The sequence below is a fragment of the Mesorhizobium sp. M0601 genome (assembly GCF_040320845.1).
Classification (GTDB): domain Bacteria; phylum Pseudomonadota; class Alphaproteobacteria; order Rhizobiales; family Rhizobiaceae; genus Mesorhizobium.
Genome location: NZ_JAMYQK010000019.1, coordinates 84,555 through 101,410, shown reverse-complemented (window position 1 = coordinate 101,410; position 16,856 = coordinate 84,555). Strand labels below are relative to the sequence as shown.

At 64.5% G+C, this 16,856-nt stretch carries 16 protein-coding genes; 9 read left to right on the top strand and 7 right to left on the bottom strand.

Annotation, left to right across the window (positions count from 1 at the left end; all coding sequences use genetic code 11):
- Positions 1 to 144: 144 nt before the first annotated feature.
- Positions 145 to 1,056 carry an Ivy family c-type lysozyme inhibitor gene (locus NKI41_RS18550; RefSeq protein ID WP_352684448.1) on the bottom strand — a complete coding sequence of 304 codons (912 nt, stop codon included), beginning with the start codon at positions 1,054 to 1,056 and terminating at the stop codon, positions 145 to 147.
- A 56-nt stretch (positions 1,057 to 1,112) separates the two neighbouring features.
- Positions 1,113 to 1,718, bottom strand: coding sequence for a 3-isopropylmalate dehydratase small subunit (leuD, locus tag NKI41_RS18545; RefSeq protein ID WP_292663076.1), 606 nt, complete (start codon positions 1,716 to 1,718; stop codon positions 1,113 to 1,115).
- 167 nt (positions 1,719 to 1,885) lie between these two features.
- Here leuD and NKI41_RS18540 point away from each other — a divergent pair, with 167 nt between their 5' ends.
- The 4 genes from NKI41_RS18540 to NKI41_RS18525 all read left to right on the top strand — a co-directional run bounded on the left by NKI41_RS18540 (position 1,886) and on the right by NKI41_RS18525 (position 3,675).
- A complete protein-coding gene (locus NKI41_RS18540) occupies positions 1,886 to 2,311 on the top strand; it encodes a GNAT family N-acetyltransferase (RefSeq protein WP_352450225.1) in 426 nt (141 codons plus the stop codon).
- Between the two features lie 92 nt (positions 2,312 to 2,403).
- Positions 2,404 to 2,715, top strand: a complete 312-nt coding sequence (locus tag NKI41_RS18535) for an ArsR/SmtB family transcription factor (RefSeq protein WP_352684452.1) — start codon at positions 2,404 to 2,406, stop codon at positions 2,713 to 2,715.
- Positions 2,715 to 3,161 (top strand): SRPBCC family protein, encoded by a 447-nt coding sequence (locus tag NKI41_RS18530; RefSeq protein ID WP_352541961.1) that lies wholly within the window; start codon positions 2,715 to 2,717, stop codon positions 3,159 to 3,161. The genes NKI41_RS18535 and NKI41_RS18530 overlap by 1 nt, the downstream gene beginning before the upstream one ends.
- Positions 3,162 to 3,231: 70 nt before the next feature.
- Complete coding sequence (locus NKI41_RS18525; protein ID WP_352684446.1) at positions 3,232 to 3,675, top strand: SRPBCC family protein; 444 nt, start codon at positions 3,232 to 3,234, stop codon at positions 3,673 to 3,675.
- Between the two features lie 36 nt (positions 3,676 to 3,711).
- On the opposite strand, the gene NKI41_RS18520 is transcribed toward NKI41_RS18525, so the two are convergent.
- Genes NKI41_RS18520 through NKI41_RS18505 form a run of 4 tightly spaced genes read right to left on the bottom strand, consistent with a single transcriptional unit; the run spans position 3,712 to position 8,730 of the window.
- On the bottom strand, positions 3,712 to 4,878 hold the full coding sequence (locus tag NKI41_RS18520) for an NAD(P)/FAD-dependent oxidoreductase (protein WP_352450228.1): 1,167 nt from the start codon (positions 4,876 to 4,878) through the stop codon (positions 3,712 to 3,714).
- A gap of 30 nt (positions 4,879 to 4,908) precedes the next feature.
- Positions 4,909 to 6,495 (bottom strand): ATP-binding protein, encoded by a 1,587-nt coding sequence (locus NKI41_RS18515; RefSeq protein ID WP_352684444.1) that lies wholly within the window; start codon positions 6,493 to 6,495, stop codon positions 4,909 to 4,911.
- Complete coding sequence (locus NKI41_RS18510; RefSeq protein WP_352594351.1) at positions 6,483 to 7,175, bottom strand: response regulator transcription factor; 693 nt, start codon at positions 7,173 to 7,175, stop codon at positions 6,483 to 6,485. Before NKI41_RS18510 ends, NKI41_RS18515 begins: the two co-directional genes overlap by 13 nt.
- A gap of 4 nt (positions 7,176 to 7,179) precedes the next feature.
- Positions 7,180 to 8,730 carry a DUF4153 domain-containing protein gene (locus NKI41_RS18505; protein WP_352684442.1) on the bottom strand — a complete coding sequence of 517 codons (1,551 nt, stop codon included), beginning with the start codon at positions 8,728 to 8,730 and terminating at the stop codon, positions 7,180 to 7,182.
- 278 nt (positions 8,731 to 9,008) lie between these two features.
- On the opposite strand from NKI41_RS18505, the gene NKI41_RS18500 reads away from it, so the two are divergent.
- Together NKI41_RS18500 and NKI41_RS18495 are read left to right on the top strand one after the other, a co-directional pair.
- A complete protein-coding gene (locus NKI41_RS18500; protein WP_352684440.1) occupies positions 9,009 to 9,890 on the top strand; it encodes an HpcH/HpaI aldolase/citrate lyase family protein in 882 nt (293 codons plus the stop codon).
- A 28-nt stretch (positions 9,891 to 9,918) separates the two neighbouring features.
- Positions 9,919 to 10,125 (top strand): DUF1737 domain-containing protein, encoded by a 207-nt coding sequence (locus NKI41_RS18495; protein ID WP_352470863.1) that lies wholly within the window; start codon positions 9,919 to 9,921, stop codon positions 10,123 to 10,125.
- 289 nt (positions 10,126 to 10,414) lie between these two features.
- Here NKI41_RS18495 and NKI41_RS18490 read toward each other — a convergent pair whose 3' ends face one another.
- Entirely contained in the window at positions 10,415 to 10,837 is a 423-nt protein-coding gene (locus NKI41_RS18490; protein ID WP_023680515.1) for a metallopeptidase family protein, read from the bottom strand.
- Positions 10,838 to 11,020: 183 nt separating this feature from the next.
- On the opposite strand from NKI41_RS18490, the gene NKI41_RS18485 reads away from it, so the two are divergent.
- From NKI41_RS18485 to NKI41_RS18475, 3 genes are read left to right on the top strand one after another with little or no spacing between them, the layout of a single operon-like run.
- On the top strand, positions 11,021 to 12,103 hold the full coding sequence (locus tag NKI41_RS18485; protein WP_352684438.1) for an ImuA family protein: 1,083 nt from the start codon (positions 11,021 to 11,023) through the stop codon (positions 12,101 to 12,103).
- Positions 12,036 to 13,514: a DUF6504 family protein gene (locus NKI41_RS18480; protein WP_352458333.1), complete on the top strand. Its 1,479-nt coding sequence runs from the start codon at positions 12,036 to 12,038 to the stop codon at positions 13,512 to 13,514. The genes NKI41_RS18485 and NKI41_RS18480 overlap by 68 nt, the downstream gene beginning before the upstream one ends.
- The gene (locus tag NKI41_RS18475) at positions 13,511 to 16,819 is read left to right on the top strand and encodes an error-prone DNA polymerase (RefSeq protein ID WP_352684436.1); all 3,309 of its coding nucleotides are present in this window, start codon (positions 13,511 to 13,513) and stop codon (positions 16,817 to 16,819) included. Before NKI41_RS18480 ends, NKI41_RS18475 begins: the two co-directional genes overlap by 4 nt.
- Positions 16,820 to 16,856 lie beyond the last annotated feature (37 nt).

Below are 16,856 nucleotides of genomic sequence, written 5' to 3'. Positions count from 1 at the left end.
GTGCTCAAAGGCCGGACATATGGACGCAAGCGATCGAAAACGACGCAAAACAACCGTTGCAGGCAGGGCGCCGTCCACATATGGATCCTCGGGTCAAGCCCGAGGATGACGAAAGCAGGGTAGTCGCCGCGCCGCGCAAAAAACCTAATTCGCCGACCCCAGCGCCTTGTCCAGCGCTTCCCTCACGTCGGCCGGCCATGTACTCACCGCTGGCCACGCGTCCGGCTCGGGCTTGTCGCCGCGGCGCGCGAAATAGAGCTTCTGGTTGACCGGGTCGACCGCCATGAAGCCGTCATTGCCGCCGCAATCATGCGGCACGCAGCCGCTGGCAAAAAAGGCGCCCGACGCGGTTTTTTCCGTGCCGCCGCCGACCAGCAGGCTGGTCGCCATGTCGGGCATGTCCTTGCCAAGCAGTGTCTCGGCTAGTTTGTAGACCGCTTCATTGTGGAAGGCGTCGATGATGTTGTCGTATTTCGACGGATCAACGTCCTTCCAGTCGGTGCCCGGCTCCGGCATGTAGGTCAGATTGCCGGAAGTCGTCAGTCCGGCCGTCGGCGACCATTGCAGCGCCGGCTTGGAATCGCCCGGCAGCAGATAGGGTACGAAATAGACGGCGCTGTCGGAGATCGCGGCCGGCGGCGCGCCGCATTCATCCTGCTCGACCGTGGTCGTCTGGATCGTGCCGCCTTCCGGCTTCCACACGATCACCTTGGCCGGGCCGCATTGATTGCCGCCGTCGCCGACATCGACCAGCGCCACCTTGACGCCGCCGACCTCGACGATCTTGTCGAAGAAGACGTCGTAATTGCGCGCCAGTTCCTTGCCGTCGAAGGCGAGCACCCGTTCCCCGTATTCTTCCTCCTGGGTGATAGTCAATTGGCCGCCCTCGAACGGGATCGGCGCCTGCTTGTCATCGTCGGCGGCGGCTGTGTCGCTGGCGCCTTGATCTGCCGCTGGCGCTTCCGTGGCGGGCGTCTGCGTCTGGGCATAGACGCTCGCCGGGGGCAGCAGCATCAGCGGCAGTCCGCAGGCAGCGGCAACAAGCAAGCGTGTCATCAAATCCCTCCCCGGACACTTGGCGTAGAGGCCGACCGTCGGCGCGGCTTTAGAGCCTATGCCCAGGGCCGCAGCTCGGCGTTCTTCTTCTCGAACGAAGCGATGGCGCCGGCCTTCTCCATGGTCAGGCCGATATCGTCGAGGCCGTTCAAGAGGCAGTGGCGCTTGAATTCGTCGAGGTCGAACTTGACCACGCCGCCGTCCGGCCCGCGGATTTCCTTGGCTTCGAGATCAACCGACAGCGTCGCGTTGGAACCGCGCGAGGCATCGTCCATCAGCTTCTCCAGGTCTTCCGGGCTGACGGTGATCGGCAAGATGCCGTTCTTGAAGCAGTTATTGTAGAAAATGTCGGCGAACGAGGTCGAGATGACGCAGCGGATGCCGAAATCGAGCAGCGCCCACGGCGCATGTTCCCGGCTCGAGCCGCAGCCGAAATTGTCGCCGGCGACCAGGATCTGCGCCTTGCGGTAGGCCGGCTTGTTGAGCACGAAGTCCGGGTTTTCCGAGCCGTCGTCCTTGTAACGCATTTCGGCGAACAGGCCGGTGCCGAGCCCGGTGCGCTTGATCGTCTTGAGATAATCCTTGGGGATGATCATGTCGGTGTCGACATTGACGATCGGCATCGGCGCGGCGACACCGGTGAGCTTGGTGAATTTTTCCATGGTTCTTGCCCGTCTTCTTCTCGTTGCGGGGAATTGCTGGCGCTCGGTTTACACAATGCCGCGGGCAAATAAAAGACGGCTGTTTTTGGACTTCCGTCGTCGATCGAAACACAAAATCGGTACAAAACAGCTTCAAAACCACCGGCCCATGGTGCACTTTTGTCGACATGACAACGCGATCCACGATCCTTTACGCCAGCGAACCGGGCCTCGGCATCGCCGAGTTCCGCCGCGTTCTGGTGGAATCCGGCCTCGGCGAGACACGGCCCGTCGATGATCATGCCCGTTTGAAGGCGATGCTCACGAGTGCCGACCTGGTGCTCACCGCGCGCATCGATGCACCGGGCAAGCCGCTGGTTGGTGTCGCTCGCGGCATCACCGACTTTTCCTGGGTCTGCTATATCTCCGAGCTCGCTGTTTCTGCATCGGCGCAAGGGCTGGGTATCGGCAAGGGTCTGATGGATGAGGCACGCCGGCAACTCGGACCTTCCGTTGCCATCAGCCTGATCTCCATACCCGACGCCGTCGGCTTCTATGAGCGTATCGGCATGGAGCGCATGCCCAACGCATTCTGGTTCGGCCGCAAGCGCTGAAATCCACTCCCAGCGACCTCAACCCGCGCATTCTTGGCTACGGTTCTGCCTCTTGACATGCAACCAAATGGTTGCATATTAGAGTCATGAGCATGGATGCCGTCTTTCGCGCCTTGGCCGACCCGACACGCCGGCGATTGCTGGACAGCCTTCATGCCAGGAACGGGCAGACGCTGAACGCGCTGTGCGGTGAGATGGACATGACGCGCCAGGCGGTGACCAAGCATCTGGCGATCCTGGAAGAAGCGAACCTCGTCGCCACCATCCGCAAGGGACGCGAGAAGCAACATTATCTGAATCCCATTCCCATCAACGAGATCGCCGAACGCTGGATCGGCAAATTCGAGCGGGGGCGACTGGGCGCCCTCGGCGATTTGAAGAAACGCCTCGAAAGGGAAGACTGATGAGCAACATTTTCGTTTATGTCACCTACATCCGCACTTCGCCCGAAAAACTCTGGCAAGCACTGACCGAGCCGGAGTTCCAGCGGCAATATTTCCTCGGCGCTCAGATGCTAAGCGACTGGAAACAAGGTTCGGCGTGGAAGATGGTTTACACCGACGGCCGCGTCACCGACAGCGGCGAGGTCCTCGAGATCGATCCACCCAAGCGCATCGTGCTCAAATGGCGCAACGAGTTCATGCCCGAGGTCAAGGCGGACGGCTACACACGCTGCACCTTCGCCCTCGAGCAGGAGGGCGAGATGATGAAGCTCGCCATCACACACGAAGCCGATGGACCGCACAAGCTGCTTGGCCATGTGGCGAACGGCTGGCCGCTCATCCTGTCCAGCCTGAAGAGCCTGCTCGAAACCGGCAAAGGCCTGTCGCGCCCAGCGTCGAAGGCTTGAGGTTGTTTCGATAGCGAAACGTTTTCTGGAGGCAGGGCGATGTACAGTTCCGCGGTGCACAGCATGACCAATGGCGAGACCGTTATGGCGAGCGCCGCCCGAGCGGATCTTTGACGCCCTCGTTACACGCGAGGTCGAGCGCTGGTGGGGGTCCGCCAGGACCTACAGGATGACCGGATGGGCGGCCGACCTCCGCGTCGGCGGCCGCTGGAGCGTCACCGTCGAGACGGCGGCCGGCAGACACCTGCCCGCCAGCGGCGAATTCCTGGAGATCGAAGAGCCGCGCCGGATCGTGCAGACGCGGAGATACGACTGGGACCATCCGACGCTTGGCCGCCGCGAAACCAAAGTCGCCTGGCTGCTGGAGCCGATCGCCGGCGGCACACGCGTCACCATCTGCCATGGCGGCTTCGCCGGCATCGCTGCTGCCGCAACGAAGCATGCCGAAGGCTGGGCCCGGGTGCTGGGCTGGCTTCAGGCGTATCTTGGTACGGGCGGCTTGGCGGCGGCTTAATCCACCAAGCAACGGTAGCATCCCTTCGCGCCAGCGTTAAATTACATTCAATTCCCGAAACGGCCGCCCGTCGGCAATCCGGCTGTACCCGAACGCCGAGCAATCCACCGTGCGATAGCCGCCATGTACTATCAGTTCGGCCAGCGCCTTGCCGACCGCCGGAGCCTGCTGCAAGCCGTGACCGGAAAACCCGTTGGCGAAGAGGAAATTGCCGACCTCCGGGTGCGGGCCGATCACCGCGTTCTGGTCGAGCGTATTGTAGTCGTAATGGCCGACCCAGGCGCGCGTCGGCTTGATCGCCTCGAAGGCCGGAATGCGGGTCGCCAGCACTGGCCAGATCACCTCTTCGAACAGCGGCCAGTCGGGGTCGAAGTCGGCGGGGTCGGCCGGTCCTTCGCCCTCTTCCGGCTCGGCGCCGCCGGTGATGTAGACCGAGCCCTCCGGCCGGACATAGATGCCGCTCGGGTCGACCAGCAGCGGCATGTCGTCATATTTTTCGCGCGCCTCGAAGACGAAGACATTGCGCTTGCGCGGCTCCACCGGCAGCGCCAGCCCGGCCATTGCTGCCACCTTGCCGGCATTCGGCCCGGCGGCGTTAACGACGGTGCCGGCCTCGAGCCGCTCGCCATTGTCGAGGGTCACACCGGCGACGCGCTTCCCCTGCCGCTCGATACCGGTCACCGACGCTGTGATGAAATCAATGTTCTTGCTTCGCAGTGCCTTGCGGAACAGCATCAGCATCGCGTGCGCGTCGAACCAGCCTTCGCCGCTGCGGCCATAGGCGCCGGCGGAAATGCCCTCGACCGACAGCCACGGAAAGCGGCGGACGAGCGCCTCGGCATCCTCGAGCACGATGTCGGCGCCCTCGGCCATCTGCGCTTCGTGGTTGGCCCGCAGGATCGGCAGCCCGTTCTCGCCGGCAAGGATGAGATAACCGCCTTCGCGAAAGCCGATATCGGCGTCCGCGCCAAACTCTTCCCTGAGCCGCCGGAACAGTTTCAGCGTGAATTGCGACAGCCGGATGTTTTCCGGGATCGAGAACTGCTGGCGGATTGAGGCGCAGGACAGCGTGGTCGCGGCGCGGGAAAATTGCGGGTCGCGCTCGACAAGCGCGATCGAGCCCGAAAACCCTTCCTCGCGCAGATAATAGGCGACCGAGGAGCCGACGATGGCTCCGCCGATGATGACGATGTCGTAATGCACCTTTTGGCCCTTCCGATCTGAACCGCCGAGTCACGCCGCCGGCAGGATGATCTCGAAGCGCGTGCCGCTCGCCGAGTCAACCAGCCGGATCGTGCCATCATGCGCTTTCAGGAGGGCCAGCACGATGCCGAGGCCCATGCCGGTGCCGCCGGAATCGCGGCGCGTGGTGAAGAACGGCTCGAAGATGCGGCCTCGGTTGCTGGGCGAGATGCCGGCGCCGTCGTCAGCGACCACGATGGTGGCCTTGCCGTCTGCTTTTGCGGCTGTGACCGATACCAGCGTCGTGCCGTGCCGCGCCGAATTGTCGATGAGATTGGCCAGCACGATCGCCGCGTTTTCGGCCGATATGCGCAGCCCGATCTCGGTGCCCGCCTCGACGCGCACCGCCAGCCTGTCGTCGGCCGGCAGCAGCGCCAGCGCAGCAGTGAGCGACGTGCTTTCGCCGCTGGGCTCGAGATTTTCGGCGCGCGCCAGGTCGAGCAGGCGGCGCACCAGCAGATTGAGCCGGCCGGCATCGGTGACGATATTGTCCGAAAACCGCCGCCGCTCGGCCTCGTCCATCGCGCTGCCTGAATCGCGCAGCAGTTCGGCGGCCCCCTGGATCGCCGTCAGCGGCGATTTGAGCTCGTGCGAGACGTGGGTGGCAAAGGTCTGGATGCCGTCGGAGCGTGCGTGCAGCTTTTCGGCCATGTCGAGGAAAGCAGCAGAGAGTTCACCCATTTCGCGCGTGCCGTGGTGATCGAGCGGCCTGATCGCCGCGCGGTCGCCGGCGGCGATGCGTTTCGTGCGTTCCATCAGCGCATAGATCGGACGGCTGACGGCGCGCAGGAAGACCAGCCCGATCAGCAGCGCGCCGCCGAGGATGGCGATTGCCGCCAGCGCCACCTTGCCGCGCTCGCCATAGAGATGCTTGACGATGTTGTTCGGCGTCCGCGACAGATAGACGACGCCGGCGACCTTGCCGGAGACCGCAACCGGCATGGCCACGAAGACGCGAACCTTGGTGCCGCGGCTGACCGAATAGAGCGGCGGCGACGGCTGGTCGGGAACCCGCAGCCTGAGCGCGCTGGCGTAGCGGCCGGCAAGCGCTGCGCGAACCTCGTCGACAGCGGCGAGCGACAGGCCGGCCTCCTCACGGCCGGCGATGACCACGCCTCTGGGATCGAGCAGCCGGAAGCCGGCGAGCGTGGTCTTCTGTGTCTCGGCAAGAATGCCCGACAGGCGTGCGCCGATTGCAGCGAAGGCGGGATCGGCGCTGGCCGCGGTGGCCGCGGGCCGGGTCGGCAGGATCCCGTCGGACGCAAGATCGAGGCGCGGTTCGATTGGCTGGTAGGGAGAGGCCCGATCGCTGGTGCTGGGTGAAGGCACGGGTGCGCCGAGCTTTTCCGGGGCAAGGCCGGCCTCACGGACCTCTTGCGCATAGATCGCGCCAAGGGCGGCGCCTTGGGCGATCAGCTCGGCCTCGGTCTGCCTGATCAGCTGGTTCTCGTAGAGCCGGAAGAAAAACAGGCCGGCCAGCGGCAGCGCCATCACCATGATCAGGATGGCAATGACGACCGTGGCAAGCCGTGGCCGCCATTTGCTGCCAATCAGTTCTTGGGCGCTCACGCGCCGCATCCGCCCAGCCGAAAACCGACGCCGTGCACGGTCTCGATCGCATCGACGCAGCCGACGGCCGCCAGCTTGGCGCGGATATTGCGGATGTGGCTGTCGACGGTGCGGTCTGCGACATGGATATTGGCCGCATAGGCGTTGGCCATCACCATGTCGCGGCCAAGCACATGCGCCGGCCGCGCCAAAAAGCCTTTCAGGATCGCGAATTCGATCGACGTCAGCGCCAGCGGCTTGCCGTCGAAGCTGGCTGTATGGCTTGCCGGAACCAGCAACAGTCTGCCATGCGAGAATTGCCGGTCGTCGGCTGGTTCCGGCGTGGGCCGAGCGCGGCGCAGAATGACGTTGACGCGGGCGACCAGCTCGCGCGGGCTGAACGGCTTGGTGACATAATCATCGCCGCCCATCTCCAGCCCGAGCACGCGGTCGATCTCTTCATCCCGCGCGGACAGGAACAGCACCGGCAGGTCGGATGTGTGGCGCAGCCGCCGGCACACTTCCAGCCCGTCCATTTCCGGCATGCCGATGTCGAGCACGACGAGATCGGGCGCATGGCGCTCTATCGCCTGCAAGGCAGCCGCGCCGTCCGGCACCGCCAGCGTTTTCATGCCGGCCTTTTCCAGCGCGAAGCAGATGATTTCGCGAATGTGCGGGTCGTCGTCGGCGACCAGTATGTGGTGCGGCATCAAATCAGCGGCCCGGCATGAAGGGTTCGGACATCGGAGGAACCACGAACGGGCCACGCCTGTCGAGGGCGCGGTTGAGCCGCCAGTCACGAAAGCTCCAGCCCCGCCAGTTCTCCTGGCCGGCGCGGAAGCGTGCTTCGTCCTGTGCATACCAGCCGGCGAGTTCGCGGATGGAGGCATCCTCCGCGGAAACCGTCCTGCTCTGGTGCTGGACGAAGCGATCGAGCGCCGGCAAGGCGCCGGGCCCGAGCGAGCGCAAGTACCAGACGTCGAGCTGGGTGCCTTGGCCGGTCATTTCGAAGCAATGGTCGACATTGTAGTTGGCGATCAGCGCGGCAAAGTTGATGAACGAGCAAGCATAGAGCGTCGCCGATAGCGTCAGAAGATTGGCGGCAAGCAGCCATTCGTTGGACTTTTCGCGCGCGATGCGGGCCATGATCAGGACAAGGCCCGCCGCCACCAGCCCCATCCAGACGAACGCAGCGACACGCCAATAGGTCAGCGCATAGATACTGATATAGAGATCGAGCCGCAGGATCGACGAGATCACCAGGAGGATGTTCTGCGCCACCCAGGCATAAACCAGCCGGCGGATGAGCGGATCGCCGGAGGTCGCGCTTCCCGGCCGCAGCGCCGCCAGCACGAAGCCGGCGGCCAGCAGCGCCGTGACGATCAGCGGATAGGCGCCGCGATGCGCGTAGGCGGCATAGGTCAGCCCGTCGGGAAGCGCGATGCCGCCCCACAGATAGGTGGCGTCGAGTGCGCTCTGCACCGCGAACAGGATGTTGAAGACGACGAGCGCGCGGAGGATAGCGGCCTTGCCGAAGACGATGTCTTCGATCGTGGGACTTATGGCTGGCCTCGTCGGTGTGCTGGCAGGCGTTCCCAACCGGGGAATATGCCGGAGAAGCCGCGGCAGGCGCGGCCGCAGAAAGGCCCATACGCCGGCGAGCGCGAATAGCCAGAAGGCAAGACGCGGCAACTGCATGAGGTTGAGCAGGGCGAAGAGATCAATCAGCGAAAACCAGTATTCGATGACGGGATTGGCGGCGCCGAACAGCGCGAGGAACACTGCGCCGAGGCCCAGCGGCATGACCCAGACGGCGATCGCCGCAAGGCGCACGCGCCGCCGGCCAAGCCGCCGCGCCGCCGTGCGCCAGCGGAAGAAATCAAGAACGAGCCGAAATGGCGTTGCAACCAGGAACAGCGAGAGTTGGCCGGCAATACGGGCAAGGCCGCGCCGCAACCGTCCGGCCAGTGAAAGCGCGAAGATGGCCAGCCCCGCCAGCGCGATCGAGACGGACAGTGCGCTGACATTTTCCACAAGCGGCAGCAGCGCCATGAGCAGCGCAACCGGCTTGAACCAGAATTTGCCATCGTTGAAGGAGCCGAGAGGATGGAGAGCCATGCTCGCCGCGGCAATCGCAACGCCGAACAGGAAAAGCGTGATGCCCGCCGGTTGGCCATAGAAGAAAAAATCGGCCAGCGCGACGAGCAGGACGGCAACGCCGAAGCGGTTGCAATAGCTCGGCGCCGCCGGGAGGAATACTATCATGATCGGGCTTTCTCGGCGGCTTTGATGCGGCCGGTGGGCGGGGATTTCCGGACGAAAGGGAGGAGGTTTACCGAAGTCCGGGGCGGATCGACGAGCCACCAGCTTTCGCGGCGAAGCCGGTACGGCAGGGACCAACGGGAGTTCGTTTGCTCTTGCATGCCGCCCTTGTCGCATCCGGTCGGGTGGCAAGCGGGGCGGAGACGAGGAGATTTTCCGAAGTTGCGTGCAGTTTTTATGCACGGCTTGCCTCGGCCGGCTGCAGACGGCATAGATCGGAGATGACCACCGAAAGCTACCGCCCGCGCCGCTCGGTGCTTTACGTCCCGGCTTCGAACGACAAGGCGCTGGCCAAGATCCAATCGCTGGCCTGCGATACCGTCGTCATCGATCTCGAGGACGCCGTCGCCCCGGCCGACAAGCCTTCCGCGCGCGAAAAGCTGGTGGCGATTTTCGCCGGCCATTCCAACCGGCGCTGCGAGATGGTCGTGCGCATCAATGCGCTGTCGAGCGAGTGGGGCGGCGCCGACCTGCTGGCCGCGGCAAAATGCTCGCCCGACGCCATCCTGCTGCCCAAGGTCGACACGCCGCGCGACATTCTCGAGGCCGGCGACGTGCTCGACGACAATTTTATCGCCGACGAAGTCAAGCTATGGGCGATGATCGAGACGCCCAAGGCGCTGCTCAACATCGGGCCGATTGCCGAGCTCGGCCGCGATCCGGGCTCTCGCCTGGTTTGTTTCGTTGCCGGAACGAACGACCTGGTCAAGGACACCGGCATTCTCGCCACGCCCGACCGGCGTTATCTCGTTCCATGGCTGATGCAGATGGTGCTCGCCGCGCGCGCCGGCGGCCTCGACCTGCTCGATGGCGTCTTCAATGATTTTCGCGATATGGACGGGTTTGCGCGCGAGTGCACGGAAGCGGCCGCCATGGGTTTTGACGGCAAGTCGCTGATCCATCCGGCTCAGATCGAAGCCGCGAACCGCGCCTTTGCACCGTCGCCCGAAGCAATAGCCGAAGCGCGCGCGGTCAAGGATGCCTTCGCGCTCGCCCAAAATACCGGTAGGGCGGTAGTTGCGCTGAACGGCAAGATGGTCGAGCGGCTGCATCTGGCGCAGGCCGAAAAACTGCTGGCGAAGGCCGCCGCTGTTCGCGCATGACTAACGCAACTGACGACAGGATTGAAGAATGAAACTCTACCGTTTTCTGTCCGGTCCGGACGATTCCAGCTTCTGCCACAAGGTGACGGCGGCGTTGAACAAGGGCTGGCACCTGTTCGGCTCGCCGACCTATGCCTATGACCAGGAAGCCAAGACCATGCGCTGCGGCCAGGCCGTGGTGAAGGACATCGAGGGCCAGGAATACGGCCCCGACACCAAGCTCAGCGACTGGTAGGGAGGTTCGCTGAAGCGCTCGTCCTTCGTCATCCTAGGGCGTAGCAGTCGCGAAGCGACGTCGCGGAGTACCCTAGGACCCATGCCGTTACCTCTGCCGAAGGGCACGGCGGATCAGGATTAGTGTGAGCTACCACCGATCGGGATAGCCCCGTTACCCAGAACGGGATGATGAGCGGTCGGTTCTGCGCCGCCGGCGCACTGCATCACTATCACGGCATGGATCCTGGGGTCTGCGCCGCGTCGCTTCGCTCCTTGCTCCGCCCCAGGATGACGAGGAGCGGGGTCGCTCACTCTGCTGCTTCCTCGATCTTCTCCATGTCGTCGTCCGACAGGCCGAAATGGTGGCCGATCTCGTGGATCAGCACGTGGGTGACGATGTCGCCCAGCGTTTCCTCGTTCTCGGCCCAGTAGTCGAGGATGGCGCGACGATAGAGGGTGATGCGGTTCGGCCCCTCGCCGGTCTGCGGATTCCAGCGCTCGGCGATGCCGCGCCCCTCGAACAGGCCGAGCAGGTCGAAGGGCGTTTCCAGCGAAAGGTCGTCCATGATCTCGTCGGTCGGGAATTCGGCGATCTGAATGACGATCTCGCCGGTCAACTTGCGAAAGTCCTCCGGCAGATGGGCATAGGCCTCCAGCGCCAGGAGCTCGATTTCCTCCATCGTTGGCGAAAGCTGGTCGTGCCAGATGCGTGTTTGGTAGATGCGAGCCATGCTTTGTCCTTTGATCCCGGCATATAGGCTTTCAGGCCGGACTCGGCAAATGGTCGGGCTGGAGTGCCCGTGCCATGCCCCCACTACAGGAATAAATTCCCCATGACTCCGCTTGACTCTTCGGGCGACCTCTGGAATCCTAGAGAACATAACAGGAACAAGTGTGAGTGGAAGCTGACCGTCATGGCGACAAGCGCCGTGGCGCGGGAGACTGTTTTTGCCCTGCGCCGCCAGATCGCGAAGATCGAAGGGACCTTGCCCGAGCGCCTGGAGGCGCCGGCCAGTTCGTCGTTTGACGCGGATGTCCCTCGTCAGAGTCTGACACCCTCTCGGCATCCGACACCCGCTCGGAATCTGACCATTGTCCGGCGCGGCCTTGCCGTGGCGCCGCCCGATGCGTTTTTGCGCACCGGCGCCGAGCGCCTCGATGCCGCGCTGAGCGGCGGCCTGCCGAAGGCGGCGGTGAGCGAGTTTCATGGCGCCGCGACCCGCGATGCCGGGGCCGTTGCCGGTTTTGCCTTGTCGCTCGTCAGCCTGATCCTCAGCCAGGGGCCGCAATTGCCGGTGCTGTGGATCGGCACATCCGAGGTTTTCCGCGAGGCCGGCTTTCCCTATGCCAGGGGGCTTCACGCCTTCTTCGGCATCGAGCCGGAGCAATTGCTGTTTTCCGAGGCGCCAAGGCTGCTCGATGCGCTGTGGATCGCCGAGGAGGCTGCCCGGATGACGGCGCTGGCCGCCGTCATCCTCGAAATCCGCGGCAGCCCGCAGCGGCTTGACCTCACCGCGACGCGGCGGCTGCACGCCCGCGCGCAGAGTGCGGGCCGGCCGCTGTTCCTGCTGCGCCAGGCCGGCGAGCCCGAACCGACGGCAGCGCCCGTCCGCCTCATCCTGTCGGCGGCACCGGCGGCAACGCGTAAGACGCTTGCCGGGCCGCTCGCCGGCTCGATCGGCCGGCCCGCCTTCACCGTCGCCATCGGCAAGAGCCGCACGGCCTTGCCCGGAAAATTCACACTGGAGTGGAACCCCGATGAACGCATATTCGAAGAAAGACGGGGCGAGCAAGGAAGGTCTCAGGAATGGGCCCCAGAACGGCCAAAGAATCCTATCCTTGTGGTTTCCGCATCTCGCCGCCGAGAGGATCCTGCGGCAGCGTCTGGGGCGGTCCTGGCGTTCCCGGCCGTCGGATCACCTGCCGCTGGTGATCAGCCATCGCCAAGGGAACACCCAGCGCATCGCCGCCCTCGACGAACGGGCCGAGGCGCTTAATCTGAAGCGCGGCATGGGCATAGCCGACGCACGCGCCATGCATCCCTCGATCGACATCGTGGAGGCCGATCCGGAGGCCGACCGGCGCCTGCTCGAAGGCCTCGCCGACTGGTGCGACCGCTACACCCCGCTGGTGGCGCTTGACGGGACCGACGGCCTCTATCTCGACGTCACCGGCTGCACCCATCTTTTCGGCGGCGAACGCTCGATGCTGGATGATATCCTGTCGCGTTTTTTCCATCAGGGCTTCGATGTCCGCGCCGGGCTTGCCGCCACGCCTGGTGCTGCCTGGGCGGCGGCGCGGTTTGCTGGCGACCGCATCGTGCCCGATGGTGGGGAGGAAGCGCTTCTCGCGCCCTTGCCGCTGGCGGCGCTGCGCATCGACCCGGAGGTACGCGCCAGCCTCGAAAGCGTCGGCCTGCGCACGGCGGGCGCCGTCATGGCGGCACCGCGCGCGCCGCTGGCCCGCCGCTTCGGCGCATCGCTGCTCTTGCGCCTCGACCAGGCGCTTGGCCGCCTCGAGGAGGCCGTGTCGCCGCGCCTGCCGGTGGCACCGCTTTCGGTCGAGCGTCACCTTGCCGAGCCGATCATGCTGACCGAGGACATCGAGCGGCTGACCGGCATGCTGGCGACCACCTTGAAGAGCGACCTCGAGCGTCGCGGCGAGGGCGCAAGGCGGCTGGCGCTGCTGCTTTTCCGCGTCGATGGCGGCGTCAGCCGCATCGCCGTCGGCACCTCGCGGCCTCTGCGCGAGCCGCGGCTGATCCAGAAATTGTTCCACGAAAGGCTTGCCGCGCTCGAACAGGATATCGACGCCGGCTATGGCTTCGATCTCGTGCGCCTTTCGGTGCTGACCGCCGCCGCCTTCGACATGCAGCAGGCCGACCTTGCCGGCGAGACGAGCGACGACGGTGCCGATATCGCGCTTTTTGCCGACCGCATTCGCGCCCGGCTCGGCGAAGGCGCGGTCTTGAAGCCGGTCGCCGTCGAGAGCCATTTGCCGGAGCGCGCCGTCGCCACCCTTCCCTTCACGGAGGCGCCGCAGAGAAGCTCGCCGCCGAAGCAGCCGGACAAGGCGAAGGACGCTCCCACGACCGTCTTCCAGCCGGAACGGCCGATCCGGCTTTTCCGTTCGCCCGAGCCGATCGAGGTGCCGGCCACCGAAATGCCGGAAGGCCCGCCTTTGAACTTCCGCTGGCGGCGCGCGCTCTATCGGGTCGCGCGCGCCGAAGGGCCGGAGCGCATCGCGCCGGAATGGTGGCGAGGGGCGGCGGGACGAGAAGATGCCCCGACCCGGGATTATTTCCGCATCGAGGATGCCGACGGCCGCCGTTACTGGCTCTATCGCCAGGGGCTTTACGGCGCCTCGCAGCCCTCGCCGCGCTGGTTCATGCATGGGATCTTCGCATGAATGCGCTGACGGCCAACCCCTATGCCGAATTCGGCATCCAGTCGAACTTCTCGTTTCTGCGCGGTGCCTCGAAACCGGAGGAGCTGGTGGTCGCGGCAAAATTCCTGGGGTTTTCGGGGATCGGTCTCGCCGACCGCAACACGGTGGCGGGCGTGGTGCGCGCCTGGCAGCAGGCCAAGGTGGAGGGTGTTTCCTATCATCCCGGCTGCCGCCTGGTTTTTTGCGACGGCACGCCGGACATCCTCGCCTACCCGCAGGATCGCAAGGGTTGGGGTCATCTCTGCCGCATGCTGACGCAGGCCAATCTGCGTGACGAGAACGAAAAAGGGGCGACGCTCCTCAAACAGAGCGATCTTCTCGAATGGGGCGATCTCCTGTCGCTCGCCATACTGCCAGATGTGTCGGCGGACGCGGAAACCAGCCTCGCACTCCTTAGCCGGCTCAGGGATCGTTTCGGTGAAAACCTGCGGCTTGCGGTTTCGCCGGATTACCGCGGCAACGACCGCTTCCGTATCGAGCAGGCGGCGGCGATGGCGGATCTGGCCGGCATCCCGTTGATGGCGACCAACGATGTTCTCTACCATACGTCGGAACGGCGCCCGCTGCAGGACGTGCTGACGGCGATCCGCCTCAATGTGCCCGTCGCCGAGGTGGGGCTGGAGCTGGCGGCCAATGCCGAGCGTCACTTAAAGCCGCCGCTGGAGATGGCACGGCTTTTCCGCAGGCATCCGCAAGCGCTGGCGGAAACGCTGCGTTTTGCCGGCGAGCTGACCTTCTCGCTCAGTGACCTGCAATACAACTATCCCGACGAGCCGACGGAATCGGGTCTTGGGCCGCAGGCCGAACTGGAAAGGCTGGCCAAGGAGGGAGCCGCCATCCGCTACCCCTCGGGCGTGCCCGCTTTTGTGACGCAGCGCATCGAGGAGGAGCTCGCTCTGATCGAGCGTCTGAACTACGCGCGCTATTTCCTGACTGTCCACGACATCGTCAAATTCGCCCGCAGCCAGAACATTCTCTGCCAGGGGCGCGGCTCTGCCGCCAACTCGATCGTCTGCTTCTGCATTGGCATCACCGAAGTCGGCCCGGACAAGATCGAAACGCTTTTCGAGCGCTTCATTTCCGAGGAAAGAAACGAGCCGCCCGACATCGACGTCGATTTCGAGCATGAAAAGCGCGAGGAGGTCATCCAGTACATCTATTCCAAATACAGCACCAAGCGCACCGCGCTGGCCGCCGCCGTCGTCAGCTACCGGGGCCGCTCGGCGATGCGGGAAGTGGCCAAGGCGATGGGCCTGTCGGACGACGTCCGGGGCGCGCTGTCCAGTTCGATCTGGGGCTGGTCGACCTCGGAGCTCGGCGAAAAGGAGACAAAGGCCGGCGGCCTCGATCGGACCGATCCATCGACAAGGCATGTGATAGAATGCGCCAACGAGATCATGGGCTTTCCCCGTCATTTGTCGCAGCATGTCGGCGGTTTTGTCATCACCCGGGACCGGCTCGACGAGATCGTGCCCATCGTCAAGACGGCGATGGACGAGCGCAAGATGGTCGAGTGGGACAAGGACGATCTCGACGCGGTGAAAATCCTTAAAGTGGACGTGCTGGCGCTCGGCATGCTGACCTGCCTGCAGCGCGCCTTCACCCTGCTCCAGGATCATTATCCGCAGGCGCGGGACGCGTACGGCCTGCCCTATGTGCTGGCCACTCTGCCTGCCGAGGACAGGCATGTCTACGACATGATCTGCCGTGCCGACACGATCGGCGTCTTCCAGATCGAATCGCGCGCGCAAATGTCGATGCTGCCGCGGCTGCGGCCGAAAAGCTTTTACGACCTCGTCATCGAGGTGGCGATCGTGCGGCCCGGCCCGATCCAAGGCGACATGGTCCACCCTTATCTGCGCCGCCGGCAAGGCAAGGAAAAACCCGAATATCCCAAGCCGGAACTGGAAAAAATACTCGGCAGGACGCTGGGCGTGCCGCTGTTCCAGGAGCAGGCGATGAAGATCGCCATCGTTGCTGGCGGCTTCAGGCCGGGCGAGGCCGATGAACTGCGCCGCGCCATGGCGACATTCAAGCGCACCGGCACGATCGGCAATTACCGCAAGAGAATGGTCGACGGCATGGTCGCCAAGGGCTACGAAAAAGACTTCGCCGAGCGCTGCTTCAAGCAGATCGAGGGTTTTGGCGAATACGGCTTTCCCGAGAGCCACGCCGCTTCCTTCGCCCTGCTGGTCTATGCCTCCTGCTGGTTCAAGACCTTCTATCCCGACGTGTTCTGCGCCGCGATCCTGAATTCCCAGCCGATGGGGTTTTACCAGCCGGCCCAGCTTGTCCGCGACGCGCATGACCACGGCGTCGAGATCCGCGAGGTCGACGTCAATTTTTCCGGCTGGGATTGCGCCTTGGAGAAATCGCCTTTCGATCCAGATCGTATCCTTGACCGCCATGCCCAGATGCGCGGCGTCATCCGGACCAGCCATGCCGTCCGGCTCGGCTTTCGCCAGGTCAAGGGCCTGTCGAAGGAGCGCATGGAAGCGTTTGTGTCGAGGCGCGGCGCCGGCTATGCATCCATACGCGACGTCTGGCTGCGCTCGGGCCTCAACGTCGACGAGATCGAAAAACTGGCGCAGGCCGACGCTTTCCGGTCGCTTGGATTGAACCGTCGCGACGCTCTATGGGCGGTCCGCGCGCTCGACGGCAAGAGTGCCGCCGAAAAGCTGCCGCTGTTCGACCAGCCGGCGATCCGCTTGCGCGATCTGGAGCCTGCAACCAGGCTCCCGACAATGCCGCTCGGCGAGCACGTCGTCCTCGACTACCGCTCGCTTGGCCTGTCGCTGAAGGCGCACCCGGTCGCCTTCCTGCGTCAAAGGCTGGATCGTTCCGGCGTCACGCCCAATGTGCGGCTCGGCCAGGTGCGGGACGGCCGGCGCGTTTCGGTCGCCGGCCTCGTGCTGGTGCGGCAGCGGCCGGGCAATGGCAAGGCGATTTTCCTGACGCTGGAAGACGAGAATGCGGTCGCCAACATCATTTTCTGGGAAAGGACTTTTGACCGCTTCCGCCCCATCGTCATGGGCGCGCGTCTCATCCGCGTCACCGGCAAGCTGCAATCGGAATCGGACGTCATCCATATCGTCGCCGAGAAGGTCGAGGATCTGACGCCGTGGCTGTCGGTGCTGCTTGAGCAGGCAAGGCCGGCGGACAGACTGTCGAGCAGTGCAGACGAGGCTCAGCCCGGCAGCATCGCGCAAACGGAACTATTGGGAAAGGCAGAGAAGGTCATGCCCAAAGGGCGCAATTTTCAATAGAGGCGCGAACGATCGCGACGGAGCGGCTCTGAACCGC

Coding starts and splice junctions, on each gene's coding strand:
- NKI41_RS18540 (WP_352450225.1), top strand. CDS start 1,886: ATGACAACGCGATCCACGATCCTTTACGCCAGCGAACCGGGCCTCGGC.
- NKI41_RS18505 (WP_352684442.1), bottom strand. CDS start 8,730: ATGATAGTATTCCTCCCGGCGGCGCCGAGCTATTGCAACCGCTTCGGC.
- NKI41_RS18495 (WP_352470863.1), top strand. CDS start 9,919: ATGAAACTCTACCGTTTTCTGTCCGGTCCGGACGATTCCAGCTTCTGC.
- NKI41_RS18490 (WP_023680515.1), bottom strand. CDS start 10,837: ATGGCTCGCATCTACCAAACACGCATCTGGCACGACCAGCTTTCGCCA.
- leuD (WP_292663076.1), bottom strand. CDS start 1,718: ATGGAAAAATTCACCAAGCTCACCGGTGTCGCCGCGCCGATGCCGATC.
- NKI41_RS18525 (WP_352684446.1), top strand. CDS start 3,232: ATGGCGAGACCGTTATGGCGAGCGCCGCCCGAGCGGATCTTTGACGCC.
- NKI41_RS18475 (WP_352684436.1), top strand. CDS start 13,511: ATGAATGCGCTGACGGCCAACCCCTATGCCGAATTCGGCATCCAGTCG.
- NKI41_RS18535 (WP_352684452.1), top strand. CDS start 2,404: ATGGATGCCGTCTTTCGCGCCTTGGCCGACCCGACACGCCGGCGATTG.
- NKI41_RS18500 (WP_352684440.1), top strand. CDS start 9,009: ATGACCACCGAAAGCTACCGCCCGCGCCGCTCGGTGCTTTACGTCCCG.
- NKI41_RS18515 (WP_352684444.1), bottom strand. CDS start 6,495: ATGCGGCGCGTGAGCGCCCAAGAACTGATTGGCAGCAAATGGCGGCCA.
- NKI41_RS18485 (WP_352684438.1), top strand. CDS start 11,021: ATGGCGACAAGCGCCGTGGCGCGGGAGACTGTTTTTGCCCTGCGCCGC.
- NKI41_RS18510 (WP_352594351.1), bottom strand. CDS start 7,175: ATGCCGCACCACATACTGGTCGCCGACGACGACCCGCACATTCGCGAA.
- NKI41_RS18530 (WP_352541961.1), top strand. CDS start 2,715: ATGAGCAACATTTTCGTTTATGTCACCTACATCCGCACTTCGCCCGAA.
- NKI41_RS18550 (WP_352684448.1), bottom strand. CDS start 1,056: ATGACACGCTTGCTTGTTGCCGCTGCCTGCGGACTGCCGCTGATGCTG.